The organism is Achromobacter ruhlandii (assembly GCF_902859695.1).
Lineage (GTDB): Bacteria > Pseudomonadota > Gammaproteobacteria > Burkholderiales > Burkholderiaceae_B > Achromobacter > Achromobacter ruhlandii.
This window is the reverse complement of the sequence record NZ_CADIJL010000015.1, coordinates 70807-86533: the sequence shown is the minus strand read 5'-3', so window position 1 is coordinate 86533 and position 15727 is coordinate 70807. Positions and strand designations below refer to the sequence as shown.

Here is a 15727-nt window from a genome sequence, read left to right as displayed (position 1 = left end):
CGGGATCCGGTCCGATGTTCGGATATACTGTTTATCCATACAGCAATCCGACCGCAAGGGCGCCCCACCCCATGACCAGTCTGATCAATTCCCCACCCAGCCGCAGCATCTGGCTCAGCGCCTTCCCGCGCCTGGCCGGCGTCAAGAATGGCGACTACCTCCCCTTGCGGCGGCTGCAGGAAGCCACCGGCCTGGACGGCGGCCAGAAACTGCGCGACGTGCTGGCCGCTGCCGAGCGCGAAGGGCTGCTGCTGATCGATCGCGGCGCCACGCCCGCCAGTTACCGCGCCACGTACGCACTCGAACGCCAGGTCACGCTGTTCGCGGCCGACTGACGAGCCGCCCGCGGCGATAGAGTGCTAACGATCCCTTGCAATGCTGTTACATCTCGGGAAATAGAATTTCCCGGAATGCACCCTACGGAGAAAAACATGCAAGAAGACACCGCCAAGCCCGAACCCACCCGCCGCCGCTGGCCCTTCGGCTACGGCCAGGAAGGCTGAACCGCTTTTCTCTTTCCCGGGGCATGCAAGCGCAGCCCATCCGCTCGGGCGCCGTCCCGATACACCGACCATGCCCCTGCTCAATCTGGTTGACGCCGCCAGCCGCCTGCCCGACGCCTGGAAATCCGACGTGCTCGCCCGAACGGGCGGCAGCAACATCAAAGTCCTGCGGATGGATGGCCAGCCCTCCCCCGCCGAAACCCACGACTACGACGAGGCCCTGATCGTCATCAGCGGCGCCCTGCGCCTGTCGGTGCGGGACGAAGTGATCGAGGTCGCGGCCGGCGGCATGTACCTGGCGCCGGCCGGCGTGCCGCACGCCGTCGTCACGGGCAGCCATGGCGTGCTGATGATCGTCGATCCGGTCGGCAGCTGAGGCCGCGACGGATATGACGCTCGCTGACTGCGAGCGCGAACGCGGCGGCACCCGTGAGGTATTCTTCTCCGTTTGCAGCATGCCGGCACGGGTCCAATCGCCCGCCGCCGCCCCCTTTCCCCGAGCCTTCGCCATGCCCCTGGACACCGCCCATCTCGTTACCGACGCCGCCGCCCTGCAAGCCCTGTATGGCGAACCGGGCGAAGCTTCGCTGAAAAAAGAAGTGGACCACGTCCATCCACACTACCGCGCCTTCATCGAGGCCGCCCCGTTCGCGGCGCTGGCCACCTCCGGCCCGGACGGCCTGGATGTGTCGCCGCGCGGCGATCCCGCCGGCTTCGTCGTGGTCGAGGATGAAAAGACCCTGCTGCTGCCGGACCGGCGCGGCAACAACCGCATCGACAGCCTGCGCAACATCCTGGCCGAGCCGCGCGTGGCGCTGCTGTTCCTGATTCCCGGCGTCAACGAAACGCTGCGCGTGAACGGCACCGCGCGCATCAGCGTCGACCCGGCGCTGCTGCAACGGTTCGAGATGGACGGCAAGCAGCCCCGCTCGGTCCTGATCGTCGACGTACAGAAAGTGTTCTTCCAATGCTCGCGCGCCCTGCTGCGCTCGCGGCTGTGGGATCCCGCCACCCAGATCCCGCGCACGGCGCTGCCCAGCGTCGGCCGCATGCTGTCCGACCTGACCGCTGGCACCTTCGATGGCGTGGCTTACGACCGGGACCTGCCGGCGCGCGTGGCCAGCACGTTGTACTGAGACGCGCGGTTCCATGAGCCTCGTCGGCATTTTCGTGCTGGTCCACGGCATCGTCCTGCTGCCCTTCCTGGCCTGAAGGTTCCCCCGCCGGGCAACCTGGCCGGGCGGCGCCGCGCCCCCTCTGCCTCAGCTCCCCCGCCCCGCCCCGGCCCGATACAATCACGGGCATGAATTCCGCAACACAGACCACCGCCGCCGAGGCCCACGCCGGCCACACTCCCATGATGCAGCAATACCTCCGCCTGAAGGCGGAGGCTGGCCCCCTGCTGCTGTTCTACCGCATGGGCGACTTCTATGAAATGTTCTATGAAGACGCGGAACGCGGGGCGCGCCTGCTCAACCTGACGCTGACCAAGCGCGGCTCCTCCAACGGCACGCCGATCCCCATGGCCGGGCTGCCGGTGCACGCGATGGAGCAGTACCTGGCGCGGCTGGTGGCGATGGGCGAATCCGTCGCCATCTGCGAACAGATCGGCGATCCCGCGGCCTCCAAGGGCCCGGTCGAGCGCCGCATCGTGCGCATCGTCACCCCCGGCACGCTGACCGACGACGCGCTGCTGCCGGCCAAGGCCGACCGCGCGCTGGCCGCGGTGTTCGTCACCGGCAACGCGCGCGCGCCGCGCGCCGGGCTGGCCTGGCTGAATCTGGCCAGCGGCGACTTCCGCGTCACCGAATGCGCGCCGGCGCAGCTCGAATCCGAGCTGCACCGCATCGCGCCGGCCGAGATTGTCTGCGCCGACAGCGCCGAATTCGACTTCCCGTTCGAAGGCGCCCGTTCGCGCGTGCCCGACTGGCACTTCGAAAGCGACGGCGCCCGCGCGCACCTGCTGGCGCATTTCAAGACCGACACGCTGGCGGGCTTCGACATCGAAGACATGCCGGCCGGCATCTGCGCCGCCGGGGCGCTGCTGCGCTACGCCGCCCGCACCCAGTCGCAGGCGCTGGCGCACGTGCAGAGCCTGTCGGCCGAGCGCCCCGGCCAGTTCGTGCTGCTCGATCCGGTCACGCGCCGCAACCTTGAACTGACGCAGACGCTGTCGGGCGAGGATTCGCCCACGCTGTTCTCGCTGCTGGACGGCTGCCGCACGCCGATGGGCAGCCGCCTGCTGCGCCGCTGGCTGCACCATCCGCTGCGCGAGAACGAACAGGCCCACGCCCGCCAGCATGCCATCTCGACGCTGCTGGCCGGGCGCATGGACGTCGAACAGACCTTCGGCTCGGCGGGCCTGTTGGAGACGCTGCGCGGCGCGCTCAACGCCTTCCCCGACATCGAACGCATCGCCGCGCGGCTGGCGCTGCGCTCGGTGCGCCCGCGCGAACTGGCCAGCCTGCGTGATGCCCTGCAAGCCCTGCCGGCGCTGCGCGACCTGGTCGCGCCGATGGCCGCCTCGCCGCGCCTGAACGACCTGGTCTCGCATCTGTCGGTGGACCCGGCGCTGGCCGCCCTGCTGATGCGCGCCATCGCCCCCGAACCGGCCGTGGCGATCCGCGACGGCGGCGTGCTGGCCGCCGGCTTTGACGCCGAACTCGACGAACTGCGCGCCCTGGCCGCCGACGGCGGCGACTTCCTGGTGCAGCTGGAAGCGCGCGAACGCGAGCGCACCGGCATCAGCAACCTGCGCGTCGAATTCAACCGCGTGCACGGCTTCTACATCGAGGTCACCAAGGGCCAGACCGCCAAGGTGCCCGAAGACTACCGCCGCCGCCAGACGCTCAAGAACGCCGAACGCTACATCACCCCGGAACTCAAGACCTGGGAAGACAAGGTGCTGTCGGCGCAGGACCGCTCGCTGGCGCGCGAGAAGTGGCTGTTCGAGCAACTGCTGGACGTGCTGGCCGAACACGTGCGCCCGCTGTCCGACTGCGCCGGCGCGCTGGCCGAACTCGACACGCTGGCGGCATTGGCCGACCACGCGCGGCGCCACGACTGGATCGCCCCCGAACTGTCCGAGCAGGCCGACATCGACATCGACGCCGGCCGCCACCCGGTGGTCGAACAGGCCATCGAACGCTTCACGCCCAACGGCTGCCGCCTCGATCCCGCGCGCCGCATGCTGCTCATCACCGGCCCCAACATGGGCGGTAAATCGACCTACATGCGGCAGGTGGCATTGATCGTGCTGCTGGCGCGCATCGGCAGCTTCGTGCCGGCGGCGCGCGCCCGCATCGGCCGCATCGACCGCATCTTCACCCGCATCGGCGCCGCCGACGACCTGGCCGGCGGACGCTCGACCTTCATGATGGAGATGACCGAGGCCGCCGCCATTCTCGCGGCCAGCACGCCCAACAGCCTGGTGCTGATGGACGAGATCGGCCGCGGCACCTCCACCTACGACGGCCTGGCGCTGGCCTGGGCCATCGCCTGCCGCCTGTTGGCGCACAACCGCGCCCTGACGCTGTTCGCCACCCACTACTTCGAACTGACGCGCCTGCCCGCCGAACAACCCGCCTCGGCCAACGTGCACCTGGCCGCGGCCGAGTCGGCCGGCGGCATCGTGTTCCTGCACGAAGTGCGCGAAGGCCCGGCCAGCCGCAGCTACGGGATCCAGGTGGCGCAACGCGCCGGCGTGCCCGCCGCCGTGATCCGCCAGGCCACGCGCGAACTCGAACGGCTCGAAGCGCAAGGCGCGCCCACGCCGCAGCTCGGCCTGTTCTCGGCCGCGGCCGAGGCCGACGCGCAGGCCTACGCCGAAGCCGACCGCGCCGACGCCATCGAGGCGCTGGACACGCTGCGCGAGGAACTCGCCGGCATCGATCCCGACAGCCTGACCCCGCGCGAAGCGCTGGACGCCCTCTACCGCCTGAAGAAGCACCTGCAATGAACCTCGACCATCCCCTGCCGCTGTTGGGCAACCAGAGCCCCAACGACTTCATGCGCCGCTACTGGCAGAAGAAGCCGTTGCTGATCCGCCAGGCCATCCCCGACTTCAAGCCGCCGGTGACCATCGCCGCGATCAAGAAGCTGGCGCGCCGCGACGACGTCGAATCGCGCCTGATCTGGCGCGAGAATGGCGAATGGCAGATGGAGAACGGCCCCTTCGCCCGCCTGCCCAAGGACAACGAAGGCGACTGGACCCTGCTGGTGCAAAGCGTCGACCTGCACAGCGACGCCGCGGCCGAGCTGATGCAGCAGTTCCGCTTCATCCCCGACGCGCGGCTCGATGACGTGATGATCAGCATCGCCAGCCACGGCGGCGGCGTCGGCCCGCACTTCGACAGCTACGACGTGTTCCTGCTGCAGGCGGCCGGCGAGCGCGAATGGCGCTACGGCCGCCAGAAGGACCTGTCGCTCGAACCCGGCCTGCCGCTCAAGATCCTCAGCCATTTCCAGCCCGAGGAACAGGCCGTGCTGGCGCCGGGCGACATGCTCTACCTGCCGCCGCAGGCCGCGCACGACGGCATCGCCGCCGGCGACGGCTGCATGACCATCTCGATCGGTTTCCGCGCCCCCACGCAGGCCACGCTGGCGCGCGGCCTGCTCGAAGCCGCCGCCGACCAGGTGATGGCGCGCGTCGGCCTGCTGGGCGGTCCCTACGGCGAGCCGGCGCTGCCCGGCCCCAAGCTGTCGGCTGTCTACCGTGATCCGGCCCAGGCCGCCGTGACCACGCCGGCGCAGGTGCCGGATGCGCTGGTGCAGGCCACGCTCGACACCGTCAGCAAGCTGCGTTTCGACGACGCGCTGGCCTCGCGCTTCCTGGGCTGCTGGCTGACCGAGCCCAGCAATCTCAGCGTGTTCGACGGCCCCGAAGGCCTGGACGTGGACCTGGAAGAAGACTGGCCCGCCAGCGGCAGGCTGGTGCTGGACCGCCGCAGCCGCATGCTCTATCGCGGCAAGCAGCTTTTCATCAACGGCGAAACCGCCATGACGCCGGCCGCGCCCGCGCTCTGCAAGCTGGCCGATGCGCGCAGCCTGGACTGCGCCGATCCGGCCTGCGCGCGCCTGTCGGACGAGGCGCGCGCTTGCCTGGCGGACTGGCTCGACTCGGGCTGGATCCATTACGTCGCCTCGTAGTATCCGGAAACCTGCGCGTATCCGTCTTGCACAGAACGCAATGAGGTCTATGCGCAGGGTCACATAAAGCAAGACATCACACCGCGCGGAAAGGTTTGTTGCCGTTGGGATGCGACCTTTTTAACTTTCACACTCGCAAGGCTTACGCGTTCCTGTAGCCTGGATTCTGGTTTCCCCTGACGGGGTTTCAAGAGTCGTCATCTACAGGAGTCCAAAAATGATGAGCAAAACCTTGATTATTGCGTCGGTGCTGGCGGTCTCGCTCAGCGCGTGCAACAAGAAGGAAGATGCCCCGGCCCCCGCGAACAACCCCACGCCGGGCGCCACCACCCCGGCCCCCTCGAGCACGCCGCCGGCCAGCTCGCCGGCGCCCGCCCCCACGCCTGGCACCACGCCTGGCGGCGGTTCGAACACCCCGGGCGGCTCGACCACGCCCGCGTCCTGATCAGCGAACAACCCCCGCGCTGATCACGGCAAGCAGAAACCCCGGCCCCGCGCCGGGGTTTTTGTTTGCGCGCCGCCGGGCGCCGTTCCCGCGCGTGCCGCCGCCGCGGCATACCCGAACCCCCGCGCGCAAAGAAAAAGGCCCGCGAAGGGCCTTTTCCGGAGCCGTGCGGGCGCCGTGGCGCCCGCCGGGATACGCAGCAATTACATCTTGTCCTTCAGCACGCTCAGCAGGCGCTGGGCGGTGGCGCTGTTGTCGCGTTCGCCCTTGGCGTCCAGCACCGTGACGGTGGTCTGTTCGCCGCTGCCGACCAGGTGGATGCGGTACTGCGGCGCCTCGGCCTTCTTGTCGCCCGAGAACATGCGGCTGAAGAAGCCCGGCTGGTCGATCTTCTCGCCCGTGTCGGTGTCGACGTAGCGCACGAAGTAGTCGCCGGCCGAACGATCGCGATCGTCCACCGAGAAGCCGCCGCCGTCCAGCGCCACGCCGACACGGCGCCAGGCGCGGTCGAACGATTCGCTGACGATCAGGGCCGCGCCCTGCGCGCGGACGTCCTGCTGCACCGCCGGCTTCTGCGGCGCGGCTTCCGCCTGCTGCACCAGCTTGCGGGCGTTGTCGACGTCGGTGCCCAGGTAGACCATCATGCGCGCCAGCATGGCGGCGTTCAGGCCCGGGTCTTCCTTGCCGTTCTGCCACTGCACTTGCGAGCCGTCGCCGCCGACGCGCTTTTCGAGCATCTGGCGGTGGCTGACGTAGATCTCGGTGTGGCCGTTGACGCGTTCGACGCGGGTGCGGAATTTCTCGCGCTCGCCGCTGTCCCAGGCCGACTCCAGCACCGCGCCCAGGGCCTGGCGCAGCCAGCTTTCCGGGATCTTGGCGCGGTTTTCCGCCCAGTCGGTCTCGATCAGGCCGGCGGCCGGATTGTTGCTGGCGACGGTGAAGCCGTTTTCGGTCCAGAAGTCGACCAGGCGCGGGAACACGTCCTCGGGCGCGCGGTCGACCACCAGCCAGCGCAGGTCGCCATCGCGTTCGACGCGCATGTCCTGGCGGTTGGGCAGCACGTTGCTGGCCTTGGGCGCGGAGGCCTGGGCCTGGCCCTGCTGCTGGAACTGCGAATAGGTGGTCGAGCCCGACGTCGGCGCGCGATAGCGCGGATCGCTGGCGGCCTGGGTCAGGTCGGGCGGGATGCTGAGCGGTTCGCCACGTTGCGTGACGGCGCTCTTGTAATTGACGGACTCTTCATTGCCCAGGAATTGGTTGACCTCGCTGCAGCCGGCCAACAACACCAGAGACATCAATGCCGACAGACCGGCATGACGCTTGTTCATACGTATCCTCACGATATTTAGAGCAGGCCCGTTTCCTGGAGCGCGCGACGCACCGTTTCGTGGTGCGATGCGCCCAGTTCCACCAGCGGCAAGCGGTAGCCCAGCGCGGTGCGGCCCATTTCGGCCAACGCCCACTTGACGGGAATAGGATTGGCTTCAACGAACAAAGCCTTGTTCAGACGGGCCAGGTGCGCATTAAGTTCACGCACCTTCGGCACATTGCCCGCCAGGGCGGCGGCGCACAAGTCACGCATGAGCTTGGGCGCGACGTTGGCGGTCACGGAAATATTGCCGCGCGCGCCCAGCAGGATCAGGGCGGCGGCGGTGGGGTCATCGCCGCTGAACACCTGGAAGCTGGCCGGCGCCTCGCGCAGCAGCAGGCCGCCGCGGGCGATGTCGCCGGTGGCGTCCTTGATGCCGATGATGCCCGGCACCTGGGCCAGGCGCAGCACCGTGTCGTTGCTCATGTCGGCAACGGTGCGGCCCGGCACGTTGTACAGGATGGTCGGCAGATCGACGGCTTCCGCGATGGCGCGGAAGTGACGGTACAGGCCTTCCTGCGACGGCTTGTTGTAGTACGGCACCACCGACAGGCCGGCCTGCGCGCCCACCGCCTTGGCGTGGCGCGTGAGGTGGATGGCTTCGTCGGTGGAGTTGGCGCCCACCCCGGCGATGACCGGGATGCGGCCCGCGGCATGCTCGACCGCGACGCGGATCAGTTCCGCGTGTTCTTCCATGGAGACCGTCGGCGATTCCCCGGTGGTGCCCACCACCACCAGTGCATCGGTTCCTTCCTGGATGTGCCAGTCGATCAACGAGCGATAGGCCGCGTAGTCCAGGCTGCCGTCGGGCTGCATCGGGGTGACGAGGGCCACCATGCTGCCCTGGAAATTAACGCCTGCGGCGGTTGCAGGGGATGCCATAAATGAGGGGCTCCAAAGCCCCACGGCGGGATGCCCCAGGGCCAGAATCAATGAAACCGCTGAGTTTAACGGATATTGGCCAAAATCCTAGAGGAACCACTGAACGATCGTCGTTCCCAAAGCCAATACCGGACGCATCAATATCCACAGCACGTCGGTCACCAGCAGCACCACCACGATCACCAGCCCATACGGCTCGATTTTCGAGTATTGCCAGGCCAGGCGGTTGGGCAGCAGGCTGAAAAGGATGCGTCCCCCATCCAGCGGCGGAATCGGCAGCAGGTTCAGCGCCATCAGCACCAGGTTGACCTGCACGCCGGCCATCGCCATTTCGAACCAGAAGCTCTCCTGCATGCCGGTTTCCAGGAACAGGCGCAGCGAAAACACCCACAGGATGGCCATCAGCAGGTTGGCGGCGGGCCCGGCCAGCGCCACCCACAGCATGTCCTTCTTGGGACGGCGCAGGCGGCCGAAATCCACCGGCACCGGCTTGGCCCAGCCGAACAGCATGCCCGGGCTGCCCAGCAGCTTGGAGGTCAGCAGGATCACCACCGGCACCAGCAGCGTGCCGATCGGGTCGATGTGGCGCGCCGGGTTCAGGCTGATGCGGCCCGCCTGGTAGGCGGTCGGATCGCCGAACATGCGCGCGACGTAGCCGTGCGCGGCCTCGTGCAGGGTGATGGCGAAGATTACCGGTATCGCGTAGACCGCGATCGTCTGGATGATGTCATTCATGGCGAAGCGGATTGTAGAGGAGCCGCGTGACGAACAGTGCGGCCAGATGCAAAGCGGCGCCATGCCTGCCGCGCGGCGGCGGCCGGCGGCGCGCGCCGCCGCATGAACGCGCGATCGGCCGTTTCAGGCCAGGCCCAGCGTGGCCGGATCGCCGCGCCCCACCCGCACCACCACCGGCTCGGCGCCGGTCAGGTCGATCACGGTGGTCGGCGAATGCGGGCAGGCGCCGGCGTCGATGATGGCGGCCAGGTCGTGGTCGTAGCGCTCGCGGATGTCCTCGGCGTCGTTCAGGGCGTCGTCCTCCCCCTTCGGGATGAGGGTGGTGGACAGCAGCGGCGCGCCCATCTGTTCCAGCAGGCCCAGCATGACGGCGTGATCCGGCACGCGGATGCCGATGGTCTTGCGCGATGGATGCGAAACGCGTCGCGGCACTTCCTTGGTGGCTTCCAGGATGAAGGTCCACGGCCCCGGCGTGGCGGCCTTGAGCAGGCGGTACTGGCGGTTGTCGACGCGGGCGAAGTGGCCGATCTCGGCCAGGTCGCGGCACAGCAGCGTGAGGTGATGGCGTTCGTCCAGGCCGCGCAGGCGGCGCAGGCCGTCGGCCGCGTTCTTGTCGTCCAGGCGCGCGACCACCGCGTAGCTGGAGTCGGTGGGCACCGCCACCAGGCCCCCGTCGTTCAGCCATTGGGCGGCCTGCTTGAGCAGGCGCGGTTGGGGATTCGCGGGGTGGATATCTAAATGGAGAGCCATGGGTTTATCCTAACACTCTTGAAGGCCGCTTCACCATTGGCGGCCCTGGCAACACATGGCGGCCTTGCCGGCCCGCCCGGAGACACAGTATGCGCCTGGACGATTCCCGCGAAAGCGACAACGTGGAAGACCGCCGCGCCAGCGGGCCGCGCATCGGCGGCCGTGGCACCATCGGCATCGGCACCATCGTGCTGGCCCTGGTGGCCATGTATTTCGGCGTCGACCCCAGCGTGGTGCTGCAGATGGCCGAGGGCCCGCCCGCCCAGCAGCAACAGGGCCCGGCCGCGCGGCCGCCCGCCAACGACCCGCAGGCGCGCTTCGTCTCCAAGGTGCTGGGCGAAACCGAGGACACCTGGAGCGCCATCTTCCAGAAAGACCTGAATCGCCAGTACGTGCCGCCCAAGCTGGTGCTGTTCCGCGGCGCCACGCCCACGGCCTGTGGCACCGGCCAGGCGGCCATGGGGCCGTTCTACTGCCCGGGCGACAGCAAGGTCTACATCGACCTGGCCTTCTTCGACGAGCTGCAGAACCGCTTCAAGGCGCCCGGCGATTTCGCCCAGGCCTACGTCATCGCGCACGAGGTCGGCCACCACGTGCAGCACCTGCTGGGCATCTCCGACCAGGTCGACAACCTGCGCCGGCGCAACCCGTCGCAGGCCAACGCGCTGTCGGTACGCATGGAACTGCAGGCCGACTGCTTCGCCGGCCTGTGGGCGCAGCGCGCCAACGCCGCCCGCAACATCCTCGAAAGCGGCGACGTCGAGGAAGCGCTGGCCGCGGCCACCGCCATCGGCGACGACCGGCTGCAGAAGCAGAGCCAGGGCTACGTGGTGCCGGACGCCTTCACCCACGGCTCGTCGGCGCAGCGCGTGCGCTGGTTCAAGCGCGGCCTGGACAGCGGCGACCTCAAGCAATGCGATACTTTCGCCGCCAGCTCGCTGTAGGCCGGCATGCCGGCCGCAGCGCCGCCAAGCCTGTATATTCATACAGCCTCGGACCCGACGCCGTCTTCATCTTGTAAGATTACGCCCCCGCGCCCATCAGGCGGCGCGGGCCAGAGCCCCCGCGAGGGGGCTTTTCCGCTGGGCGGCCCGGCGGTGCATTCCCAGACTCTAGATCCGTTCCATGGCCAACAAGTTCGAACCGTTAATCACCCCTGACGAGGTGCAAGAGATCCTTGCGGAGCCCAAGGAAACCGTCAAGCCGGTCGCCTGGATCCCCAAGCCGGCCGCGATCACCCCGCTGTGGATGGAATTCGCCAGCCCGTGCCGCGTCAAGGGCGAAGTGCGCGACGACGTGATTTTCCGCGCCACCTACCGCGGCGCCCGCACCGACGTGCACGGCCAGGCCACCATCTTCCTGGCCGAGGCGTTCTGTGCCAGCCTGTTCGTCGGCCCGCACCGCGTCTTCGGCGTCGACACCGACGACTCCTTCCACACCAGCCTGGTGGGCGAAGGCCGCCCGCAATATCGCAAGCCGCTGGCGGACCGCAGCCACGAACACCTCTGGGTGGACGAAGGCGAAGGCTACGCCGAACCCGTCGTGCCCGCCCTGCACACCATCGCCGAGCTGATGCAGTATTTCCTGCCGAGGGCCAACCTGACCCTGACCGGCGGTTTCGCGCATCCCCTCAAGGGCCGACAAATCGAACTGATCCTATGAGCAATTTCCTGGAAGCCTCCGGCTGGACCGTCCTGCCGGCGGGCGAACACGCCATCCGCGCGATCTCGCCGATGACGCTGGGCCTGGACGGCCAGCACGCGGCATTTTTCATCGCCCATCCGGACGACGCCACGTTCTACCTCACCGACGCCTGTGAAACGGCGATGCACGCCTCCAGCTACGGCATCGAGCTGGCGGCCAAGCGCATCGACATCCTCAACGAAACGCCGGGCGTGAGCCTGGCGCACTTCGACAAGTCGGGCGCCATCGTCGCCGCCGGCCCCAACGAACAGTTGCAGGAAGCGCTGTGGGATGCGGTCAAGCTGGCCATGGCGCTGTCGTTCCAGTGCGCCAAGTGGATGCCGCGCTTCAGCCAGCTACGCTTTCGCGCCCAGGTCGGCCGCGCGCTGGCGGCCGGCGTCGGCCCCAACCGCATGGTCAAGGGCGCGCGCGCCAAGGGCAGCAGCGGCCATACCGCCGACTTCGCCTTCGCCGTGCGCGCCGCCGGCAGCACCGCGCTGACCTACATCGAACCGATCGCCCTGAAGGCCGGCAAGAAAATGGACTGGACGCAGGTCTACCAGACCCACGGCAAGATGTCGGACGTGAAAATGGCCGATGCGCGCAACTCGCGCATGGTGATCCTGGAAGACGGCGCCTCGGCCGAGGAACTGAAGAAGGCGGTGGCCATCCTCGAACAGTCGGCCAGCGTGCTGACGCTGGCCAAGACGCGCGACTGGAAGGCGGTATTCGCCGCCGAATAGGGTCAGGACGCCATGTGGGTCAGGCCGTCGACGATCTCGCGGCCATGCAGGATGGCCGCATGCACCGCTTCGCGCGGACTGTAGACGAAGCCGCCCTCGGCAAAGCGTGGCACGGGGTATTCGTCGCCGCCTTCCTGCACGGCGCCCGCCTGGACCACCATGATCGATGCGATGAAAACGGGGCCGCTGGGCAGCGCCTGGACTTCAGCGCCGTCGCCCCGGGACACCTTGGCGGTAAGCCGGTATCCCTTGTAGATCAAGTTGTTCTGATGCACTTCGGATGCCCTCTTTCTGCGACCCAGCATACCGCGCCTGTTCATGACAGTTCGGATATGTTTTGTAACGCCGGCTGCCGATAGAAACATTGTTGCGACGCGGAAATTGCGTCCCCGTTTCCGTGGCGGGTCCGGCCAAGGCATCCACAGGCAGGCACGGCGCGGCTTGCGGCCGCATGACAGGGTCCTGCGCTGCGCGCCGCGCTGATCCGTCCCGGGGATTTCCCCTAGGGCTGTTGCGAAAGCGCACTTTCGGCCACTTGCATGGCCGTGACGCGCAGATAGTCCGGCAGCGTCCAGCCGCGGCCCAGCAGGAACATGCGGGTATGCAGGTCGTCCAGCACCGCCGCCGTCACGGCCGGGCCGAGATAGGTCAGCCGCTTGCGCCGCAGGTCGACATAGCCCAGCGTGTAGTCACGCGCCAGGCCCAGCCACAGGCGATGGGCGCCGACCGACTGGCGCGCCCCGCTCATGATGCACAGGCCCGCCTCCAGCCCCCAGCGATACACCGCCGTGGCCAGCCCCATGCGCTGGTAGGGCGCGGCGTACTTCGAATGCGGCGCGCGCACATAGGGATCGGCGCGCCGGCCCACTTCGATCAGGCGGTTGAACACCGTATAGCCCGCCAGCCGGCCGCGCCGCACATCCACCACATACACGTAATACTCGCCATCGGCTTCGCGGTAGCGAAGCACCAGGCCAGGGATCTCGGTTTGAACCTCCGGCAAGCCATGCAGGCGATCCAAGGGTCGGTTCATGCGGTCGTGGATGGCATCGAGTTCGGCTTCCACTTCGCGCGGGCCGTGGTTGACATCGATGCGCAGCTCCGTCACGCCAGGCAAGGCGCGACGGAAAACGTGCAGGGCCAGCGTAGGCAAGGCCACCTCCTGTACAGGGCAAATGCCCGATGAAAAAAAATGTGCGCGCTCGCGCGGCCTGCCGGCCCGCGCGAGCGCGAAAGCGAATTCGAGGGGATGCGCATGAAGCCGGGGAACCCCGGCCGAAAAACGCTAGGCGGCGTGGCCGCCCTTCAGGTTCCAGTCCACCGCGTCGGCGGCCGCCTCCCCGGGCATGCCGAAAAATGCGGGGAACTGCCGCGCGCCCTTGCGGGTGATGGACAGCGCGCGCGAATCCAGGTCCTTGTCGACCCAGCCGCGTTGCAACAGCGCCTCCAGCAAGGCGGCGCCCAGCGCGCCGCCCAGGTGCGAGCGGCGCTCGCTCCAGTCCAGGCACGGGCAGGCGAAACGGCGGCGGCGCTGGCGCGCCTGCGTCACGTCCACCCCCACCTGCGCCAGCGAGGCTTCGCCCAGGGGCGTCAACACGTAATCGCGGCCATCGGCCGCCAGCCACTGGCGCGCCAGCATCGCGTCGTGGACGCGCACCGCCAGCGTGCCGGCCATGTGGTCGTAGCAGGTACGCGCTTCGCGCAGGGCCGACGGCGTGTTGGGCTTGAACGGCGCGCGTTCGGCGCCCGCCACCACCAGCAGCGCCTCCAGCGCCCGCGCCACTTCGGCATTGGCCAGCCGGTAATAGCGATGCTTGCCCTGCGCCGCCTGCTCCACCAGGCCCTGCTCGCGCAACCGCTGGAAATGGCTGCTGGCCGTGGATGCGCCGATGTCGGCGGCCGCCGCCAGCTCGGTGGCGGTGCGGGCACGGCCATCGAGCAGCAGGCACAGCATGCGGGCCCGCGCCGGATCGGCGATGGCGCCGGCGACGGCCGAGAGGTTGATGTCGGCGAACTCGGATTCCATGATTCGGCCCAGGCCAAAGTGTTGGATACGGGCTCAAGCATACTGCGACTCATCGCAACAGGACAGCCCGTTTCCATCATGCCCAACCCTTCGCGTTTCTTCGGCTGGAAGGTCCTCCACGCCACCTTCGTGCTGGCCATCTTCGGCTGGGGCGTGGGTTTCTACGGACCGCCCGTATTCCTGCACGCGGTGGTGCAGCGCACGGGCTGGAGCGTGACGCTGGTGTCGGCGGCCGTCACGCTGCACTTCCTGTGCGGCACGCTGATCGTGGCCAACCTGCCGCGCCTGTACCGGCGCTGGGGCGTGCCGGGCGTGACGCTGGCCGGCGCAGTGGCGCTGGCGCTGGGCGTCTGCGGCTGGGCGCGCGCGGCCGAACCGTGGCAGCTGTATGCGGCCGCGCTGTTATCCGGCATGGGCTGGGTGACGCTGGGCGCGGCGGCGGTCAATGCCTTGATCTCGCCCTGGTTCGTCAGGCGCCGGCCAGCCGCGCTGGGCATGGCCTACAACGGCGCCAGCGTCGGCGGCATCCTGTTCTCCCCGCTCTGGGTGTTCCTGATTGCCAGCTACGGCTTCGCGCGGGCGGCCGCATGGGTCGGCCTGGCAATGGTGATCGTGATCGCGCTGCTGGCGCGCCAGGTGTTCGCCGTCACGCCGCGGCAGCTGGGCCAGCATCCCGACGGCATGCCGCCGGGCGCGCCGGCGCAGGCGGACGCCGCGACCTGGCCGCGCGTCTCGCGGCTGTGGCGCGACCGCGCTTTCCTGTCGCTGGGCGCGGGCATGGCGCTGGGGCTGTTCGCGCAGATCGGCCTGATCGCGCACTTGCTGTCGCTGCTGGCGCCGCTGCTGGGCGCGCAGACCGCCGGCATCGCCATGGGGCTGGCCACCGCCAGCGCCATCGCCGGCCGCAGCCTGGTGGGCTGGCTGATGCCGCCCGCGGCCGACCGCCGCCTGGTGGCCTGCCTGTCGTATGGCGCGCAGATCGCAGGCTCGCTGGTGCTGATGCTGGCGGCGGGCCACGCCTGGGCCGTATGGCTGGGGGTGCTGCTGTTCGGCGCCGGCATCGGCAACGCCACCTCGCTGCCGCCGCTGATCGCGCAGGCCGAATTCGCGCGCGAGGACGCGGCGCGGGTGGTGCCATTGATCGTGGCCCTGTCGCAAGGCGCCTATGCCTTCGCGCCCGCCGTATTCGGCGTGCTGCGCACGCTCTCCGGCCAGGGGCCGCATCCGCTGTTCTGGTTCCTGGCGGCGGCGGCCGGGCTGCAGGCAGCGGCCATCGCCTGCCTGGCATGGGGCCGCGGCGCCGCGCACCGGCGGCGCCTGCAGGTGGCCGGCGCGGCCTGATCGGCCGCGCCATCCGGATCGCTCAAACCCTGTCGCTCAAGCCGTATCGCTCAAGCCGTATCGCTCAAGCCACGTCGCTCAAGCCACGCCGCTCAACCGACG

The 15727-nt window shown here is 68.8% G+C and carries 17 protein-coding genes; 10 read left to right on the top strand and 7 right to left on the bottom strand.

Annotation, left to right across the window (positions count from 1 at the left end):
* Positions 1–71: 71 nt before the first annotated feature.
* From HV742_RS18770 to HV742_RS18740, 6 genes are all read left to right on the top strand, one after another.
* Positions 72–335 (top strand): hypothetical protein, encoded by a 264-nt coding sequence (locus tag HV742_RS18770; protein WP_063579915.1) that lies wholly within the window; start codon positions 72–74, stop codon positions 333–335.
* Positions 336–573: 238 nt separating this feature from the next.
* Positions 574–879 (top strand): cupin domain-containing protein, encoded by a 306-nt coding sequence (locus HV742_RS18765; protein ID WP_175146113.1) that lies wholly within the window; start codon positions 574–576, stop codon positions 877–879.
* 133 nt (positions 880–1012) lie between these two features.
* Positions 1013–1639 (top strand): pyridoxamine 5'-phosphate oxidase family protein, encoded by a 627-nt coding sequence (locus HV742_RS18755; protein ID WP_049072886.1) that lies wholly within the window; start codon positions 1013–1015, stop codon positions 1637–1639.
* 167 nt (positions 1640–1806) lie between these two features.
* Entirely contained in the window at positions 1807–4461 is a 2655-nt protein-coding gene (mutS, locus tag HV742_RS18750; RefSeq protein ID WP_059271982.1) for a DNA mismatch repair protein MutS, read from the top strand.
* Complete coding sequence (locus HV742_RS18745) at positions 4458–5651, top strand: ribosomal protein uL16 3-hydroxylase (RefSeq protein WP_175146112.1); 1194 nt, start codon at positions 4458–4460, stop codon at positions 5649–5651. Before mutS ends, HV742_RS18745 begins: the two co-directional genes overlap by 4 nt.
* Positions 5652–5868: 217 nt before the next feature.
* A complete protein-coding gene (locus HV742_RS18740) occupies positions 5869–6096 on the top strand; it encodes an endopeptidase (RefSeq protein WP_080977372.1) in 228 nt (75 codons plus the stop codon).
* Between the two features lie 203 nt (positions 6097–6299).
* Here the strand turns inward: HV742_RS18740 and bamC are convergent, their stop codons facing one another.
* The 4 genes from bamC to HV742_RS18720 form a co-directional block, all read right to left on the bottom strand.
* On the bottom strand, positions 6300–7424 hold the full coding sequence (gene bamC, locus HV742_RS18735) for an NlpB/DapX family lipoprotein (RefSeq protein ID WP_175146111.1): 1125 nt from the start codon (positions 7422–7424) through the stop codon (positions 6300–6302).
* A gap of 17 nt (positions 7425–7441) precedes the next feature.
* Positions 7442–8347, bottom strand: coding sequence for a 4-hydroxy-tetrahydrodipicolinate synthase (dapA, locus tag HV742_RS18730; protein ID WP_054417738.1), 906 nt, complete (start codon positions 8345–8347; stop codon positions 7442–7444).
* A gap of 87 nt (positions 8348–8434) precedes the next feature.
* A complete protein-coding gene (locus tag HV742_RS18725; RefSeq protein WP_049072881.1) occupies positions 8435–9082 on the bottom strand; it encodes a site-2 protease family protein in 648 nt (215 codons plus the stop codon).
* A gap of 123 nt (positions 9083–9205) precedes the next feature.
* Entirely contained in the window at positions 9206–9832 is a 627-nt protein-coding gene (locus HV742_RS18720) for an L-threonylcarbamoyladenylate synthase (RefSeq protein WP_049072880.1), read from the bottom strand.
* Positions 9833–9921: 89 nt separating this feature from the next.
* Between HV742_RS18720 and ypfJ the strand changes: the two genes are divergently transcribed.
* The 3 genes from ypfJ to HV742_RS18705 all read left to right on the top strand — a co-directional run bounded on the left by ypfJ (position 9922) and on the right by HV742_RS18705 (position 12258).
* The gene (ypfJ, locus tag HV742_RS18715) at positions 9922–10776 is read left to right on the top strand and encodes a KPN_02809 family neutral zinc metallopeptidase (RefSeq protein WP_049072879.1); all 855 of its coding nucleotides are present in this window, start codon (positions 9922–9924) and stop codon (positions 10774–10776) included.
* A 181-nt stretch (positions 10777–10957) separates the two neighbouring features.
* Positions 10958–11494, top strand: a complete 537-nt coding sequence (locus tag HV742_RS18710; RefSeq protein WP_049072878.1) for a hypothetical protein — start codon at positions 10958–10960, stop codon at positions 11492–11494.
* Positions 11491–12258, top strand: coding sequence for a hypothetical protein (locus HV742_RS18705; protein WP_059271984.1), 768 nt, complete (start codon positions 11491–11493; stop codon positions 12256–12258). Before HV742_RS18710 ends, HV742_RS18705 begins: the two co-directional genes overlap by 4 nt.
* 2 nt (positions 12259–12260) lie before the next feature.
* On the opposite strand, the gene HV742_RS18700 is transcribed toward HV742_RS18705, so the two are convergent.
* The 3 genes from HV742_RS18700 to HV742_RS18690 form a co-directional block, all read right to left on the bottom strand.
* Positions 12261–12533 carry a hypothetical protein gene (locus tag HV742_RS18700; RefSeq protein ID WP_080977371.1) on the bottom strand — a complete coding sequence of 91 codons (273 nt, stop codon included), beginning with the start codon at positions 12531–12533 and terminating at the stop codon, positions 12261–12263.
* A 227-nt stretch (positions 12534–12760) separates the two neighbouring features.
* Complete coding sequence (locus tag HV742_RS18695; protein ID WP_054417736.1) at positions 12761–13411, bottom strand: hypothetical protein; 651 nt, start codon at positions 13409–13411, stop codon at positions 12761–12763.
* A 132-nt stretch (positions 13412–13543) separates the two neighbouring features.
* A complete protein-coding gene (locus tag HV742_RS18690) occupies positions 13544–14284 on the bottom strand; it encodes an ArsR/SmtB family transcription factor (RefSeq protein WP_049072874.1) in 741 nt (246 codons plus the stop codon).
* Between the two features lie 78 nt (positions 14285–14362).
* Between HV742_RS18690 and HV742_RS18685 the strand changes: the two genes are divergently transcribed.
* Complete coding sequence (locus tag HV742_RS18685) at positions 14363–15625, top strand: MFS transporter (protein WP_063584393.1); 1263 nt, start codon at positions 14363–14365, stop codon at positions 15623–15625.
* Positions 15626–15727 lie beyond the last annotated feature (102 nt).

What these genes read in the sequence shown, in the direction of transcription:
- HV742_RS18765 (WP_175146113.1), top strand. Translation starts at nt 574, where the DNA reads ATGCCCCTGCTCAATCTGGTTGACGCCGCCAGCCGCCTGCCCGACGCC.
- dapA (WP_054417738.1), bottom strand. Translation starts at nt 8,347, where the DNA reads ATGGCATCCCCTGCAACCGCCGCAGGCGTTAATTTCCAGGGCAGCATG.
- HV742_RS18745 (WP_175146112.1), top strand. Translation starts at nt 4,458, where the DNA reads ATGAACCTCGACCATCCCCTGCCGCTGTTGGGCAACCAGAGCCCCAAC.
- HV742_RS18770 (WP_063579915.1), top strand. Translation starts at nt 72, where the DNA reads ATGACCAGTCTGATCAATTCCCCACCCAGCCGCAGCATCTGGCTCAGC.
- ypfJ (WP_049072879.1), top strand. Translation starts at nt 9,922, where the DNA reads ATGCGCCTGGACGATTCCCGCGAAAGCGACAACGTGGAAGACCGCCGC.
- HV742_RS18685 (WP_063584393.1), top strand. Translation starts at nt 14,363, where the DNA reads ATGCCCAACCCTTCGCGTTTCTTCGGCTGGAAGGTCCTCCACGCCACC.
- HV742_RS18755 (WP_049072886.1), top strand. Translation starts at nt 1,013, where the DNA reads ATGCCCCTGGACACCGCCCATCTCGTTACCGACGCCGCCGCCCTGCAA.
- HV742_RS18720 (WP_049072880.1), bottom strand. Translation starts at nt 9,832, where the DNA reads ATGGCTCTCCATTTAGATATCCACCCCGCGAATCCCCAACCGCGCCTG.
- HV742_RS18705 (WP_059271984.1), top strand. Translation starts at nt 11,491, where the DNA reads ATGAGCAATTTCCTGGAAGCCTCCGGCTGGACCGTCCTGCCGGCGGGC.
- HV742_RS18690 (WP_049072874.1), bottom strand. Translation starts at nt 14,284, where the DNA reads ATGGAATCCGAGTTCGCCGACATCAACCTCTCGGCCGTCGCCGGCGCC.
- mutS (WP_059271982.1), top strand. Translation starts at nt 1,807, where the DNA reads ATGAATTCCGCAACACAGACCACCGCCGCCGAGGCCCACGCCGGCCAC.
- HV742_RS18740 (WP_080977372.1), top strand. Translation starts at nt 5,869, where the DNA reads ATGATGAGCAAAACCTTGATTATTGCGTCGGTGCTGGCGGTCTCGCTC.
- bamC (WP_175146111.1), bottom strand. Translation starts at nt 7,424, where the DNA reads ATGAACAAGCGTCATGCCGGTCTGTCGGCATTGATGTCTCTGGTGTTG.
- HV742_RS18710 (WP_049072878.1), top strand. Translation starts at nt 10,958, where the DNA reads ATGGCCAACAAGTTCGAACCGTTAATCACCCCTGACGAGGTGCAAGAG.
- HV742_RS18725 (WP_049072881.1), bottom strand. Translation starts at nt 9,082, where the DNA reads ATGAATGACATCATCCAGACGATCGCGGTCTACGCGATACCGGTAATC.